The sequence below is a fragment of the Bacteriovorax sp. HI3 genome (assembly GCF_059738875.1).
Map to the genome: position 1 here is coordinate 2751804 of NZ_AP026946.1, position 13254 is coordinate 2765057.

Consider the following 13254-nt stretch of genomic DNA (forward strand, 5'->3'; position numbering starts at 1 on the left):
ATGAAGGCAAAATCTATGAAGATTATTTTCACCTTTTTACTTTTAGTTCCCCTATTCGTCAAAGCCCAAACAGAGGCTGCACCGGAAGTTTTAATCCAAAATATTTTCTCTCTCGCTCAAAAAGAAAACCCACTTAACAACCCAAAAACAAAAAGCGAACTGGACTCTCATTTCGACTTTAAACAAATGTCGATGAACATCCTTGGGGCAGAAGCAAACAAAAGATCTGCGGCCGATTTAAAGTGGTTTGAAGAGAGCATTAAAGAAATCATCACAAAGACTGTTTACCCAAAAGCTCCTGAATTCCTTCAAGGAGTAAAGATCACTTATAAGTCGACTTTAGTTGACGGCAACAAAGCAACAGTGCCTTCAACGGTTGCTAAAAAAGGGGAAAAAACAGATGTAAGTTACCAACTGCTAAAAAGTGGTAACGATTGGAAAGTGATCGACGTCTCGATTGATGATGAATCATGGGTCAAAACGATCAATGACAAAATGGCAAAAACTCTCAAAGAAAAAGGATGGGCTGGCGTTAAAGATATGATCAATAAACGCGTAAAGGCCCTTAACGAAAAGAAGAAATCATAACGATGTTCAAAACTCTTTTTTTCTTCACATCGCTCTTCACTCTTACAGCTGCTGAGGCCAGGCCTTATCAGTTAAAGGAACTTATTGAAAAAGCGAAAGTTCACCCGGAAGTTAAAATTGAGCAATTTGAAGTCGACAAGGCCAATGTGCTTTTTGATCGCATCGATGGCGAATTCCGCCCGAGGCTTTCGCTAGTCAGTGGTATTGGCCCTAATAAATCAGTGACAGGAACTCCACTTGCTTCACAACAATCTAGCCGCATTGACACTTACACGTACATGGCGGAAATCCAATTAAAGATTCCTCTTTACGCTTTCAACCGCGAAAAAGACATGCATGAAGCCGCTCAAGGCAACCTGAAAGTTAAAGAACTTGAAGTACAAAAGAAGCAGGCCACGCTGATAAAAAAAGTAAAAGAGTACTTCTACGGATACCAATATGCGGCTAGCCTTAATGATTTTGCCGGTTCAACACTTAAGGACCTGGATGAAGTCATCGCCGACATGAAAGACAATAAAAAAGCAAAGAACGAAGACCTGACCAAGCTGGTTCTTTTCCGCTCTCTTGCTCAAGTTAAGAAATACGAAATTGAAAAAGGCCTGGCCCAGGCCCTGCTTGGTTTAAAATTCATTTCTCAAGACGACAATCCAACAGTTGAACAAGACTGGATTGAATTCAATCAAAGAGAAGTCCCAACTCTTGAATCAATTAATAAAAACCTGGGCAACACCAACATCGACTTACAAAGAGCAAATCTTGGTGTCGATGCTAAAACAAAATTCTTAACTGGTGAGAAAAAATCTCAACTCCCGGTGATTGGACTCTTTTCATCTTTTGACTGGAAGAATACTCCTCATTCGACAGAACAGAGCTCTAAATTTGCTTATGACCCATACAATAAATCGGATTTTTCTATCGGCATTGGCCTGATCTGGGATATTGATTTTGGTATCAAGTCGAGCAACATTAGCAATGCACGCATTGAACTTGAAACAGTTAAGGCGCAACAAAACTTCGCCATTAAAAATCTTCCAATCCAAATGGAAAAGATCTACCTGGACCTGATGGAAGCACAAAAGAAGGCCAGCGAATTAGAACAGTCTTATAAAACATCAAAAAAACTTTTAAACAATATCGCTTCCGGTGTTGCTCTTGGGATCACTCCTGCAAAAGACATCATCGAGTCTTACACTCTCAAAGCTCAAGTTTATCAACAATTCGTTGAAGCTGTTTACAACTATGAGCTAAAACTGGCCGAACTCTCTTACGAGGCCGGTGCTGAGTTCGACCCTGCTCTAAAATAATTATTTTTTCTGAATTTCCGGTTGAATGTGAATCCCGTGGAGAATGTCCAACTCTGGGACGTAGGCCGATGATTTTACTTCCATCATTCCTAAAATAGTATGAAAGATATTATCGTGTGAGTATGGCTCATTTGTTAAGCGACGAAGACCCACATAATTTGTTTCGCGTGCCATGTGCCCGCCAAACCACATTATCATAGGCACTTCGATCTGCGCCTTTGGAGCGATCATATAAGGCATACTATGAAGGTACACTCCATTTTCACCTAACGACTCTCCATGATCACTAATATAGAGCATTCCGGTATTGAAGTTATGGCTGTTTGCTTTTAAAAACTCGATAACTTTCGAAAGGAAAAAATCGGTATAGAGAATAGCATTGTCATAGGCATTGCTGATTTCTTCGTTCGTGCATTTTGAAAGTTCATTCGTTTTACAAACAGGTGTGAAAACTTCAAATTCCTTCGGGTAACGTTTGTAATAGGCCGGCCCGTGATTTCCCATCTGGTGAAGAATAATCAACACGTCCTGCTCTTTAACTTTATCAATATATTCCTGAAGCCCTACCAACATGCCCACATCGCGGCACTCAGGATCACAGATAGTATTAGTCGATGATGATTTATAGTCTTCGTACTTAATTCTCTTGGCGACACCCTTTGAGTCAGAGTTGTTATCTCTCCAGAGAATATTCACAGCTTTTGTGTGAGACAGTACATCTAAAAGATTCTCAGTCCCCATTCCTTTATCAACACTAAAATCTTTGCGTCCAAAATGAGAAAACATACAAGGAACTGACACAGCAGTTGAAGTTCCACATGAAGTCACATTCGTAAAACTCACTACGTTTTCTTTTTTAAGAAGTGGGTTGGTTTCTTTCTCATACCCATTAAGTGAAAAATGATCTCTTCTGGCCGTCTCACCAACAACTAAAATGATAAGCTCTCTGTCTGGATCTCCCGCTGGAATAATAGAATCCCTTCCCAGAGCTTCTAATTCCTTTTGAGGATTCTTCACGAAACTGGTACTAAATTTTCCCATCGAGTATAAGTAGTAGGTCGGATTAGTGTAATAGCGGATAGGCTTTTGCGTTCTAAAAAACGAAGCGTAAAATTTTCCCATCGGGGCCACAACCAGGATAATCGCCAGCAATGATAAGGCCACGCCTTTGAATCGGGACCACAACTGAGTTTTGGTATCTTTATATTCGATCTGAGTGAAAAAAATGACGATTGAAGGAAGCACAAAGAGCAACAAAAGATAAATCCCAAGTCTCCAGGTCATAAGATCTAAAGATTCTTTGGCATCGGTCTTAACCACATTCAAAAGCATCACATCATCAATGGCGATACCAAAGCTGTCCATCATATAAGCGGCCATAGTGCTTAAGAAAAAAAGCACTATTAATAACGGCTTATCATAGAATTTTGCCCGCAAGAGAGTGAGAAACAAGTGAATGGCGGCCCATAGAAAAATAAAAAGAGAGGCAATGAAGACGATGTTCATGCCGCTAAAAGAATACACTGCGAGAACTTTCTTAAAGAAAGTAAAATTGTAGAAGAGTGTAAAAGAAAGCGAAACGATCAGTAGAAGTTTCGCAGTTGTCGTTTTAAGTTTCATCTTTATTACTATAAGAATAATAGCACCATATTGTTAACCATGAAACAAAAATGCAGACGATAATAGTCGCCAGGTCATGGGATAAAAAATGAGCGCCGCGAAGTTGTTGGGTTATTCCAAAAACAAGGCCTAAAAAAAGTCCCGGGATTAATGCACGGAAATTTCTTTTGCCGTAAATAAATGTGTAAGCGAAATATAAAGATAAAAAAGCATACCCTCCCGAAGAATGCCCGGCAGGGAAACAGTGTCCCTTGGGGTAATCCGAGGCAAAAAGCATTCTATAAGGAAGCAAGGGATGCTGGCCTAAAAAGGCCTGCGAGCTCCACGGACAAGGAAAAGTCGTCACTCTTTTTAATAAGAAAACGCTGATAATTGAAAGTATAGTCGAGATCAAAACAACATTGAGATAATGTTTTTTGAACAAATCTTGTCTGTCTTTGATTCTGAAGAATATTAAGGCTACCAAACAGAGCTGAGTGAAAATCACTCCGCCCTTGTGAAGAATTTTTTCCAGAAAAAAATTATCGCGGAAGATCCATTTTCCTTCAGAGAAGAAGTGTCCTGCCACCAAAAAGTCTATTCCCTTATTGTGAATAAGAACCATGGCCAGAGTTAATCCGACGATGAGGAATAATGGTTCCTTATTTTGAGGCCTGTGAAATGTCATGCCTCAATCATAGAAGTCTCTTATTCCTTTGTTAAGCTAAATTCCACAAAAGGTGTGCCAGGTTGAAAAGGAATTGAAATTTTTCCCTGCTCTATCAGCATCGGGTATTCGTAAGTCTGGCCGGCAATTTCCAAAGGAAAAGAATAATTGAAAGTGTCATCTACTATTTCTTTGATCTCCCAAACATTTTTGAAGTAAGCGAGATAGTCTTTTCCATCTTTTGAAAATGTTTTTAAAACTCCGTATCCTGGATTTTCAAATAACGTCACTTCATCCATGACCTTTTCACTTTTTGTATTCAAAGATAAAGATGCAAGATTAATTTGATCCAGCTTCGGAAACAAGAAGCGCTTTTTAATTGAGTTAAAATCTTTGTCTACTGGTTTGCGAAGTATTTCATAACGAAGTAAATCAGTCACCAGAAGGTCATTTAATTCAGAAGCGTTGTCATTAACCAGGACGACGATTCCCACATTGAGTTCGTACGAAAAAAGAACCATGGCCGAGAAACCATCGATGTTCCCGCCGTGAAAAAACCATGAAATCTTTGGGGTCATTGTATTAGTCATCCACCCCAAAGCGTAGCCGTATTTTAAATCGGGGTTTTCATTATCCAGACCAATTCTTGCATTCGTCAGATCATCAATCCCCTTCCACTTCTTTTGCAGAAAAGACTGAATCCATTTCGTCATATCTGTTGTTGTTGAATACATATTTCCGGCAGAAGCAATGTTAGAAATTTCTTTATAAGCAATCGCTTTATCATGCAAGTAAGGAGTCGCTACATCCAGACCCGCTTTTGCTTTTCCAAACGATGTGTCTTTCATCTCCAAAGGATTAAGCACTGCCTGTTGAATATAATCAGACCAGCTTTTTCCAGAAGACTCCTCGATCACCTTTCCGGCCACCATGTACATCAGGTTGTTGTACTCAAAAGTTTTGCGAAACTTCTCTTCTGCTCCAGCAGGGAAATTGTAATACTTAAGACGTGAATAAAGATCATCCTGAGTAAAGTCTGTTAAATACCAGGCGAAGTCATGGCGAGGAAGACCAATGCGATGAGAGAGTAAATCTTCGATCGTCACTTGCTCGCTTATTTTTTGATTGGCGAGTTGGAAATCAATCAAGTGCCCAGAGACTTTATCTGTCAGTTTTAAATGCCCTTCATTTTCTAAAAGCTTAAGCCCAAGAGACGTAAAGGCCTTAGTGGTTGAACCAATGGCGAAAGCTGTGCGGTTTGTAACGGGAGTTTCTTTTTGGGCATCAGCAAAACCGTAGCCTTTTTGCATGATGATTTCATTGGCAGTGAAAACTGAAACGGCCACACCTGTGTGTGCTCTCTTTTCGTTTTTCTCAATGGTCTTGATAAACAATTCGTTGAGTACGCCGACATCCTCTTTCGAGATGGCCCAGGCGTTCAGTGATAAAAGAGAAAGTGCTAATGCAACAACCTTCATAAATCCCCCATAAACAATGGTGAAGATTTATCACTCTCCCAATAAAATTAATAGATTTTTTGTGTTTTTTACAGAGAGTCGATACATTTTGCCAGAGAGAAATCCTTTTCAGAGACTCCTCCTGCATCGTGAGTTGTGAGTTTTACCAGGCAGCGACCGAAGCTCACTTCCAGGTCAGGGTGATGGTTGTCGCGGTTAGCGAACCAAGCGATAGTGTTAACAAAAGAAATGGTTTTTAAATAGCTCTTAAAAGTGAACTCTTTTTGAATCGACTTTGAAGCTTCGTCATAGCTCCATCCATTGAGTGCTTTTAAATTTTCTGTGACTTGTGATTTTTCCATTTCATGACCCCAAAAAAAAAGGCCCCATTCGGAGCCTTTTAATTTTGTACAATTTTTTAGAATTTGTCTAAGAAACGACGACTAGTATTTAGATACTCTCGTTGATTTCATAGCAGTTTTCTTTCTTCTCTTGTCTGCAGCTTCGGTTTTTTCCTTGTGCTTAACAGAAGGTTTTTTGTACTCTTGGCGTTTTCTGTACTCGCGTACAACACCAAATGATTCACACATTCTTTTGAATTTCTTCAGAGAACGCTCTACACCAGATCTTTCGTCGATCATAACTGTAATTGCTGATTGTGGATCTTGAGCCATTTTAAGTCACCTCCCTTTTCTTGGCATTAGGACTACAAAAGTTGTAGATAAAAAAGTTCCATCACTGTAAGATAACGCCGATTTAGAGTCAATGACTTTTAGGCGTACCGTGGTAAAAAAGCAAACTTCACTATTTGACACAGAGCTTGCGGAAGATGAAGAGATCACTTCCTCGGGCAAATCCACGTCTAAAACCTATGAACCAGACTATAATGATGGGGAAAATGCTCCCCTGGCCCACCGTATCCGCCCAGAGGAATTCTCTGAGTTTATCGGACATTCAGAAATTTTTCAAAAGTACCCCTACCTGAGGCAAAAAAATTTCCCTAGCCTGATCCTCTTTGGGCCATCGGGAACCGGGAAAACCACCCTGGCCCGCCTCCTGGCGAAGCTTTCAGGAAAGGAATTTTATACATTTAACGCTGTTTTAGGTGGAGTTGCTGATCTCAAGAAGATCATTGCTGAAACCCAGAAGATCAAAGAGAGCACCGGACGGTATTCGATTATCTTTATTGATGAGATTCACCGTTTTAATAAGGCCCAACAAGACGCTCTTCTCCCTTATATAGAGGTCGGCTCATTTACACTCATTGGAGCTACGACTGAAAACCCTCGCGTTTCAGTGAACAAAGCACTTCTGTCTCGCATGCACATTATTGAATTAAAAATTCTTAGTGCTGAAGCGATTGAAACAATCCTGGCAAACGCACTCAAAAAAAGTGGACTCACTCTCTCGCCTGAACTGGTAAAAGTTCTTGCCAGTTATGCTGGAGGAGATGCGCGTGTGGCACTCAACTCACTTGAGGCGACACTCGAATTAGAAAACCCTACGAAAGAAACTGTAAAACAGCTCATTATCGACAATGCCCGCGCTTTTGATAAAGGTGGCAACCGTCATTACGATGTGATTTCTGCTTTCATTAAAAGTATGCGCGGAAGTGATCCACAGGCGGCCATTCTTTGGTTAGCTGTCATGATTGATGGTGGAGAAGATCCAGTTTTTATCGCCCGTCGCTTAGTGATATTTGCCAGTGAAGATGTGGGCAATGCCGACCCAACAGCTTTAACCCTTGCAACCAATGCCCTTCACGCTGTTTCCCAAATCGGGATGCCGGAAGCGAGAATTATTTTGGCGCACGCGACAACTTATTTAGCTTCAACATTTAAAAGTAATGCTGCTTATCTTGCGATAGATCAAGCGCTTGAATATGTCAGATCGCAGGGAACAATTGAGGTTCCCAATCACTTGAGAAACTATCCACCTCCTCATTCAAAACCTTATTTGTATCCACATTCGTACGACAATCATTGGGTAAAACAGGACTATTCTCCAATGGGAACTCCTAAGTTTTACGAACCAACTACAGAGGGTCGTGAAGAAGGGATCAAAAAGCGCCTAGATTCTCTGAAATAGTCCCGAAAAAAAATGTCCACTGGACATTTTTACTTCGCACACCAGAGTTTTCGGGACAAAAAAAAATCTTACATTCGTAATTTTTAACTAAATCCTAATAAAAAATATTAGTCATTCTAATATTGTTCTCTTAGACTTTTCGTGTGCCTCAACACAATCAAAGGAATGACGAATGAAGAAAAATTTTAAAATGATTTTCTTACTGGCGAGCTTTATTTCATTTAACGCTTTCGCTTTTGCACCAAACCCGAAAGATGACGCCCTTAAGCTAGACCTTTTTAAAATTGCGATGAAAAACCACAAGGCCCTTGGTTACAATCCAGCAAAAAAAGCTTTATTCGGACAACTTCACCTTGAGAAAGGACCTGAAGGGTATTTCGTAAAAGACCTATACTGCGAAATCAATTACACAAAAGGTGTTGGTCCAGGAAACATGCCAGACCAAAACCAGCTTAACTGTGAGCACACTTGGCCACAATCTAAATTCACTAAAGCATTCCCTAACGAACTTCAAAAATCAGACCTTCACCACCTTTTCCCAACAGACTCAAAAGCTAACTCAACAAGAGGAAACTTCGAATTCGCTGACGTAGTGAAAAACGAAAACCTTTCTAACTGTGATGCTAGCCGTTCAGGAGCTTCTGTGACATCTGGTGGGCACACTTATTTCGAACCACCAACGTCGCATAAAGGAAACGTAGCTCGCGCTATCTTCTACTTCTCTATCCGTTATAAAATGCCGATTGGAGACGCTCAGGAAGAGTTCCTAAGAAGATGGAACCACCTGGACCCAGTTGATGATGCTGAAATGGCACGTAACAACGCGATCGAAAAACTTCAAGGGAACCGCAACCCATTTATCGATCACCCAGAGCTAATCGACCAAATTTCAGACTTTTAATCCGCTAAGTCCTCAATAAAACTTGCCTATGATGTCTTTATGACTCCCATAGGCAAGTAAGAATCTCAAGAAATCTGTAAGTATTTTATTAGTCCAAACTAATACTTTCTATTGGCCAAGTCTAATGGCTTCTATTAAATTCCACCTGCTCTTAACTTTTCAACAAAGGGATTTATTTTGAAGACAACGATTGGCTTACTTCTCCTTGCTCTTTTATCGGTAGCATCTGCTGCTGAATCAACTTACTACCCAGAAGCTTTCATGCAAGTGATTGCTAAAGGACAAGTAAAAGACGAGGCTCTTAAAACTGAAATCTACAATGTATTAGCTTCTAACCACCAAAGAGATTCTAAAGGTGGAAGAGACACTCTTGGTTGCGACCAAGCAGGTGTAGCTAACTGCTACGGACACAGAGTTCTAGGATACGATGGAGCGAGAAAAGTTCTTTTCGGAAAACTTCACCTTGAAGAAAACAACGGTAAAACATTCATCAGAGATGTTTACTGTCACAAAACTTTCTCTTCTGGAGCAGGTGTAAAACCAGGTGCTATTCCAAACAGCAACCAAATCAACTGCGAACACACTTGGCCACAATCAAAATTCACAGGATCATTTCCAAAAGATATGCAGAAGTCTGACCTTCACCACCTTTTCCCAACAGATTCAAGAGCAAACTCTGTTAGAGGAAACTACGACTTCGCTGACATCTCTCACGACAACGGTGCTCTTGCTGGTGATTGTGAAGCTTCAAAATCAGGTTCATCTAACGATGGCGGAAGCGATGATCTTTTCGAACCACCAACTGAACACAAAGGAAACGTAGCTCGCGCTATCTTCTACTTCTCAGTTAGATACAAAATCAAAGTTCCAGCTGCTGAAGAAAGAGTTCTAAGAAAGTGGAACGAAATCGATCCAGTTGATGACGCAGAAATGGAAAGAAACAACCAAATCCACTATGCTCAAGGTAACAGAAACCCATTCATCGATTTCCCGAACCTAGCTAACTACATCAACAAATTCTAAAAAAATCTAAAAGGCACTGCGAAAGCGGTGCCTTTTTGTTTTAGGGGCAGTACACTTTCATTACCTCGCATCTTAAAAGGAGTTAATGATGAAAAAAACGATTCTTGCCCTATCAATCTTATCTTCATTCTCAGTTTTTGCTTATACACCGGATTTCAGCGTTACACGCGATGAAGACAATACAGTGACATTAACAATCACAAATAAAAGTGAAGAGACACAAGTCTGCTCATACAACCTTTCTTGGTTTGAAAATGTCCTGACTTACAAAAATCATTACGGAAGAGTGGTCCTGGTTTCAGATGAAACAGAAGTTGTGACTGTGGAGAATGATCCGTACTCAAAACTGACGAAGATCACAGCTCACGTTAAGTGCGAATAATTTATTTGGTAATTAATTTGACCCATTCAGCATAGGTCGCATCGCTCGAGAACTCGCGTTCGACCTTTGCTCTTCCCGCTTGCCCCATTTCCAGGACTTTCTTTTTATCAGCGATCATAAGCGCTGCTTTTTTAGCAAGGTCATCAACACTGAAGGCCTCAGCAAAATAACCATCGACTCCGTCATTTACCATTTCGGCCATACTGCTGGCCTTAAAAGCAATGACAGGTCTAGCACAAGCATACGACTCTAGAATGGTTCTTGCTGTCCCTTCAAAATAAGAAGTAAAAAGTAAGGCATCAATCTGTGGATAAAACTCTGCCGTTTTTTCGATATGCCCGATGAATTCAACCACTGAATCCAGCCCCAGGTCTTTTCTCTCTTTAAGGAGCTTCTCTTTGTCTTCCCCGTCTCCAGCGATAATTGCCTTCACGTTGTGACCTTGATCCACCAGCTTTTTCATCGCCTGTAAAAAGAGCGAAAGCCCTTTTTGCTCCGTTAAGCGGCAGCAGTTTCCAAAGATAAAGGTTTCACCGATTTCTTTTTTTACCGGCACAAACTCATCGAGTTTAATTCCATTGGTGATCTTAGCGATCGTCTTTCCTTCAAGAAATTCAGGAACTGTTTTTCTGAATGCTTCAATGCAATCTTCAGAAATACCAACAAAAGTATTGATCCCATTTTTAAAAGTCAGGCGATAGCTCCACTTATTTTTTGGAGCATGAGGTGTCCCGACTCGCAGGATGCGCTTTTTAATATGCGAGCGCCCCACGGCCCATCCGACAGCTCTTACGTCGCGGTAAGAGTTAAAGACGAAGGCATCGGCATTGATTTGATTTAAAAGCTGCCAGAAGACCATTTGTTTAACAATGTTCAGGTAGGTTTTATCGGTGATTGGGAACTCAAGCGTGTCGAGATTAGGCTGAGTTGTTTTAAGCTTATTAAAACGCTTAAAAAGCTCTCCATTAGCAGGTCCAATAAAGACCACTTCGTGCCCGGCAGATAAAAGTTTCTGGGCGACTTCGAAGTTCCACTTCTCACCGCCGCCCCAAACATCGTATCCGTTAAAGAGAATAACTTTCATTTAAATCAGCTTGTAGTTTTTGTACTCACCGATACGGTAACCGGTAGCACTTTCAATTAAATCACTCACGATGACGTCTAAGATACGCGAAGAAAATTGAAATGGAAGTTTATCAAAATCCAGCTCATTGCGGTTAGCATCTAACCACGGCTTGGCCACCTTAGGGTGAGTGCCTTTAAATTTCTTTAGACCCCACACGCGGGTGTAGGCGAATTCTTTTTGATTATCTTTAGCATTGCCATGATAAAGACGGTCGAAGGCCACCACTTTTTTGGCCATCACTTTTTCTGGCCTTGCCCAACCGTAGTGGAAGATTCTCGCTTTAATCAAGCGCGCTTTAAGTTTAGTATCATCGGCCTTTCTAAAGCCCTGAGCATCCAGCCACGATTTAATCCCTTTGTGATTTCTCACCAGGCGGACTTCTCTTCTGTACATTGTTCTTGTGTATTTATAGATGTCCACATTTCCATAGAAGTGCATGTAGTTAAAAACCAGACCATCGATCTGATCATTTTTTTCCATCTCTTCAACACCTGCTAAAATCGCCGGCAAATCATCTTCATGAATGCACTCATCGCCCTGAATGTACTGACAGTATTTACCTGTACACTGCTCAAGTGCGATATTCGTTTGCTGAGAAAGAATCAACCCACTTTTTTGAATCGCAGGGTCCCACCAGCTTTTAATGAACTTATATTTTTCGCCTTTAAGGTTTGATGTTAAATAGGCATATGTCCCGTCATCTTTTGTGCATTCCTGGTCATCAAAACCTACGTTGATGACAACTTCATCACAAATAGGCTCAATCGAAAGCACACTCTCCAGGATGGGGTATCCTAGGGTCAGACCGTTTTTAATAAATGTAAAACCAGAAATTTTTTTCAATGTTATCCTACGTACTTTTTATCCGCTTCACTTTGTTTGATATTGCGGAAATTTTGAAGATCATAAATATAAAGTTTTGCCAGAGAGTCGCTGTATGCTTTCATGAAAGCGAGAACAATTCCTCTCTTGCCCATTTTTCGTGAACGCCAACTCATCCGAATGGCCGTCCAGACAAAGGAGAAAATCACTTCCGGAGCAGAAACGCGTCTGCCCTTATTAAACTTTTCAGAGCCAATGAGCATTGAAAAGCGGGGCATCTTCGTAATCATCGCATCCAGGTCATAATCCGGATCGTGAAGCACTCTTACGTGGCGAGGAAAATCGGCCATCAGGTGTGGTTGTTTTCCTAAGTCAATTCCATCAATAAGGTGCAGGTGGTGGTTTCCACCAGTGTATCTTGTTCTGTCTCTTAAAAAGAGTCTTTCTTGATAGTCGCTTCTGCCATGTCCGTATTCGATGGCCGCGCCTTCAAAGTACTCCGTTCTCACCACTCGCCACATGGCAATCGTGCGGTCGTTTTTCTCCACAACTTTTCTGATTTCTTCAACGAGCTCAGGAGTCGCAGCTTCATCAGAGTCGATCATAAAACACCACTCATAAGAAGCGTTATCAATTGAAACGTTTCTTTGCGGAATAAATCCCGGCCATGGGTTTTTAACGAATTTTACATTGGGGTAAGTTTTAGCGATCTCTTCCGTTTTATCTTTACTCCCACCATCAATGATTACGACTTCTTTAAAAGCTTTGAGTGAATCAAGACAGCGTCTCAGGTGTTTTTCGGCGTTTTGAGCAATGATTAAGACAGAGGCGGGAATAGATAAATCGTTAGTCATTAAATAGTCCCGCCTTCTTCTAGATTAGATGCATTTAAATTTCATATCGGCAGTGTAAGCTTCTTCGTCTTGGAACACAGAACCAACAGCTCCTGCTCCAAAAACTCCCTTACCTACGCTTTGTTCTTTTTTTCCACCCATAACTCCCATCATGCCACCGCCAACGGCAGCCGCTTTTGAGACTTTCTGGATTGTTTTATGAGTGCTTTCGTCCATTGAACCAGTGTACTTAGTGTCTTCAGACGTGAAGGCCGGAGACTGGTCTTTTTCACTACAATAGCTTTTTGCTTCTGCCATGGCCTGTTCTTCTACGACAGTTTTCTCTGTTCCTCTGATAAGGACTCTGTGAATGCCATCAGCTCCTGGGCGAACGTGCTCATGAGAAGCACAAGAAACAAGACCTAAAAGTGAGATAAGTAGCGCGCATTTCATTAACTTCATGT

Annotated in this window: 15 protein-coding genes; 6 read left to right on the plus strand and 9 right to left on the minus strand. The window is 41.0% G+C overall.

The genetic code is table 11. The features are described from left to right. Together AC6JA8_RS13625 and AC6JA8_RS13630 are read left to right on the plus strand one after the other, a co-directional pair. Positions 1 to 588: an ABC transporter substrate-binding protein gene (locus AC6JA8_RS13625; protein ID WP_497974283.1), complete on the plus strand. Its 588-nt coding sequence runs from the start codon at positions 1 to 3 to the stop codon at positions 586 to 588. 2 nt (positions 589 to 590) lie between these two features. Further along, positions 591 to 1892 (plus strand): TolC family protein, encoded by a 1302-nt coding sequence (locus AC6JA8_RS13630; RefSeq protein WP_497974284.1) that lies wholly within the window; start codon positions 591 to 593, stop codon positions 1890 to 1892. Here AC6JA8_RS13630 and AC6JA8_RS13635 read toward each other — a convergent pair whose 3' ends face one another. From AC6JA8_RS13635 to rpsU, 5 genes are all read right to left on the minus strand, one after another. Then, positions 1893 to 3512 (minus strand): phosphoethanolamine transferase, encoded by a 1620-nt coding sequence (locus AC6JA8_RS13635; RefSeq protein WP_497974285.1) that lies wholly within the window; start codon positions 3510 to 3512, stop codon positions 1893 to 1895. Beyond that, the gene (locus AC6JA8_RS13640; protein WP_497974286.1) at positions 3502 to 4179 is read right to left on the minus strand and encodes a phosphatase PAP2 family protein; all 678 of its coding nucleotides are present in this window, start codon (positions 4177 to 4179) and stop codon (positions 3502 to 3504) included. Before AC6JA8_RS13640 ends, AC6JA8_RS13635 begins: the two co-directional genes overlap by 11 nt. 20 nt (positions 4180 to 4199) lie before the next feature. Beyond that, a complete protein-coding gene (locus AC6JA8_RS13645; protein WP_497974287.1) occupies positions 4200 to 5636 on the minus strand; it encodes a serine hydrolase domain-containing protein in 1437 nt (478 codons plus the stop codon). Between the two features lie 68 nt (positions 5637 to 5704). Beyond that, positions 5705 to 5977 (minus strand): 4a-hydroxytetrahydrobiopterin dehydratase, encoded by a 273-nt coding sequence (locus tag AC6JA8_RS13650; protein WP_497974288.1) that lies wholly within the window; start codon positions 5975 to 5977, stop codon positions 5705 to 5707. A gap of 81 nt (positions 5978 to 6058) precedes the next feature. Beyond that, positions 6059 to 6289, minus strand: coding sequence for a 30S ribosomal protein S21 (rpsU, locus tag AC6JA8_RS13655; protein ID WP_407079773.1), 231 nt, complete (start codon positions 6287 to 6289; stop codon positions 6059 to 6061). A gap of 109 nt (positions 6290 to 6398) precedes the next feature. Between rpsU and AC6JA8_RS13660 the strand changes: the two genes are divergently transcribed. The 4 genes from AC6JA8_RS13660 to AC6JA8_RS13675 all read left to right on the plus strand — a co-directional run bounded on the left by AC6JA8_RS13660 (position 6399) and on the right by AC6JA8_RS13675 (position 10009). Next, entirely contained in the window at positions 6399 to 7703 is a 1305-nt protein-coding gene (locus AC6JA8_RS13660; protein WP_497974289.1) for a replication-associated recombination protein A, read from the plus strand. A 172-nt stretch (positions 7704 to 7875) separates the two neighbouring features. Further along, positions 7876 to 8604: an endonuclease I family protein gene (locus AC6JA8_RS13665; RefSeq protein ID WP_497974290.1), complete on the plus strand. Its 729-nt coding sequence runs from the start codon at positions 7876 to 7878 to the stop codon at positions 8602 to 8604. A gap of 177 nt (positions 8605 to 8781) precedes the next feature. After that, a complete protein-coding gene (locus AC6JA8_RS13670; RefSeq protein ID WP_497974291.1) occupies positions 8782 to 9627 on the plus strand; it encodes an endonuclease I family protein in 846 nt (281 codons plus the stop codon). Between the two features lie 88 nt (positions 9628 to 9715). Next, the gene (locus AC6JA8_RS13675) at positions 9716 to 10009 is read left to right on the plus strand and encodes a hypothetical protein (protein WP_497974292.1); all 294 of its coding nucleotides are present in this window, start codon (positions 9716 to 9718) and stop codon (positions 10007 to 10009) included. A 1-nt stretch (position 10010) separates the two neighbouring features. On the opposite strand, the gene AC6JA8_RS13680 is transcribed toward AC6JA8_RS13675, so the two are convergent. Genes AC6JA8_RS13680 through AC6JA8_RS13695 form a run of 4 tightly spaced genes read right to left on the minus strand, consistent with a single transcriptional unit; the run spans position 10011 to position 13252 of the window. Then, positions 10011 to 11093, minus strand: a complete 1083-nt coding sequence (locus AC6JA8_RS13680) for a glycosyltransferase family 4 protein (protein ID WP_497974293.1) — start codon at positions 11091 to 11093, stop codon at positions 10011 to 10013. Next, positions 11094 to 11978: a glycosyltransferase family protein gene (locus AC6JA8_RS13685; RefSeq protein WP_142409159.1), complete on the minus strand. Its 885-nt coding sequence runs from the start codon at positions 11976 to 11978 to the stop codon at positions 11094 to 11096. A gap of 2 nt (positions 11979 to 11980) precedes the next feature. Further along, positions 11981 to 12811 (minus strand): glycosyltransferase family 2 protein, encoded by an 831-nt coding sequence (locus tag AC6JA8_RS13690; RefSeq protein WP_102244366.1) that lies wholly within the window; start codon positions 12809 to 12811, stop codon positions 11981 to 11983. A 24-nt stretch (positions 12812 to 12835) separates the two neighbouring features. Continuing rightward, positions 12836 to 13252, minus strand: coding sequence for a hypothetical protein (locus AC6JA8_RS13695; RefSeq protein ID WP_497974294.1), 417 nt, complete (start codon positions 13250 to 13252; stop codon positions 12836 to 12838). Between the last annotated feature and the right edge of the window lie 2 nt (positions 13253 to 13254).

Excerpts from the sequence above, each read along its gene's own strand:
- AC6JA8_RS13625 (WP_497974283.1), top strand. The coding sequence starts at position 1 with ATGAAGGCAAAATCTATGAAGATTATTTTCACCTTTTTACTTTTAGTT.
- AC6JA8_RS13680 (WP_497974293.1), bottom strand. The coding sequence starts at position 11,093 with ATGAAAGTTATTCTCTTTAACGGATACGATGTTTGGGGCGGCGGTGAG.
- AC6JA8_RS13690 (WP_102244366.1), bottom strand. The coding sequence starts at position 12,811 with ATGACTAACGATTTATCTATTCCCGCCTCTGTCTTAATCATTGCTCAA.
- AC6JA8_RS13665 (WP_497974290.1), top strand. The coding sequence starts at position 7,876 with ATGAAGAAAAATTTTAAAATGATTTTCTTACTGGCGAGCTTTATTTCA.
- AC6JA8_RS13640 (WP_497974286.1), bottom strand. The coding sequence starts at position 4,179 with ATGACATTTCACAGGCCTCAAAATAAGGAACCATTATTCCTCATCGTC.
- AC6JA8_RS13630 (WP_497974284.1), top strand. The coding sequence starts at position 591 with ATGTTCAAAACTCTTTTTTTCTTCACATCGCTCTTCACTCTTACAGCT.
- rpsU (WP_407079773.1), bottom strand. The coding sequence starts at position 6,289 with ATGGCTCAAGATCCACAATCAGCAATTACAGTTATGATCGACGAAAGA.
- AC6JA8_RS13650 (WP_497974288.1), bottom strand. The coding sequence starts at position 5,977 with ATGGAAAAATCACAAGTCACAGAAAATTTAAAAGCACTCAATGGATGG.
- AC6JA8_RS13675 (WP_497974292.1), top strand. The coding sequence starts at position 9,716 with ATGAAAAAAACGATTCTTGCCCTATCAATCTTATCTTCATTCTCAGTT.
- AC6JA8_RS13635 (WP_497974285.1), bottom strand. The coding sequence starts at position 3,512 with ATGAAACTTAAAACGACAACTGCGAAACTTCTACTGATCGTTTCGCTT.
- AC6JA8_RS13645 (WP_497974287.1), bottom strand. The coding sequence starts at position 5,636 with ATGAAGGTTGTTGCATTAGCACTTTCTCTTTTATCACTGAACGCCTGG.
- AC6JA8_RS13695 (WP_497974294.1), bottom strand. The coding sequence starts at position 13,252 with ATGAAGTTAATGAAATGCGCGCTACTTATCTCACTTTTAGGTCTTGTT.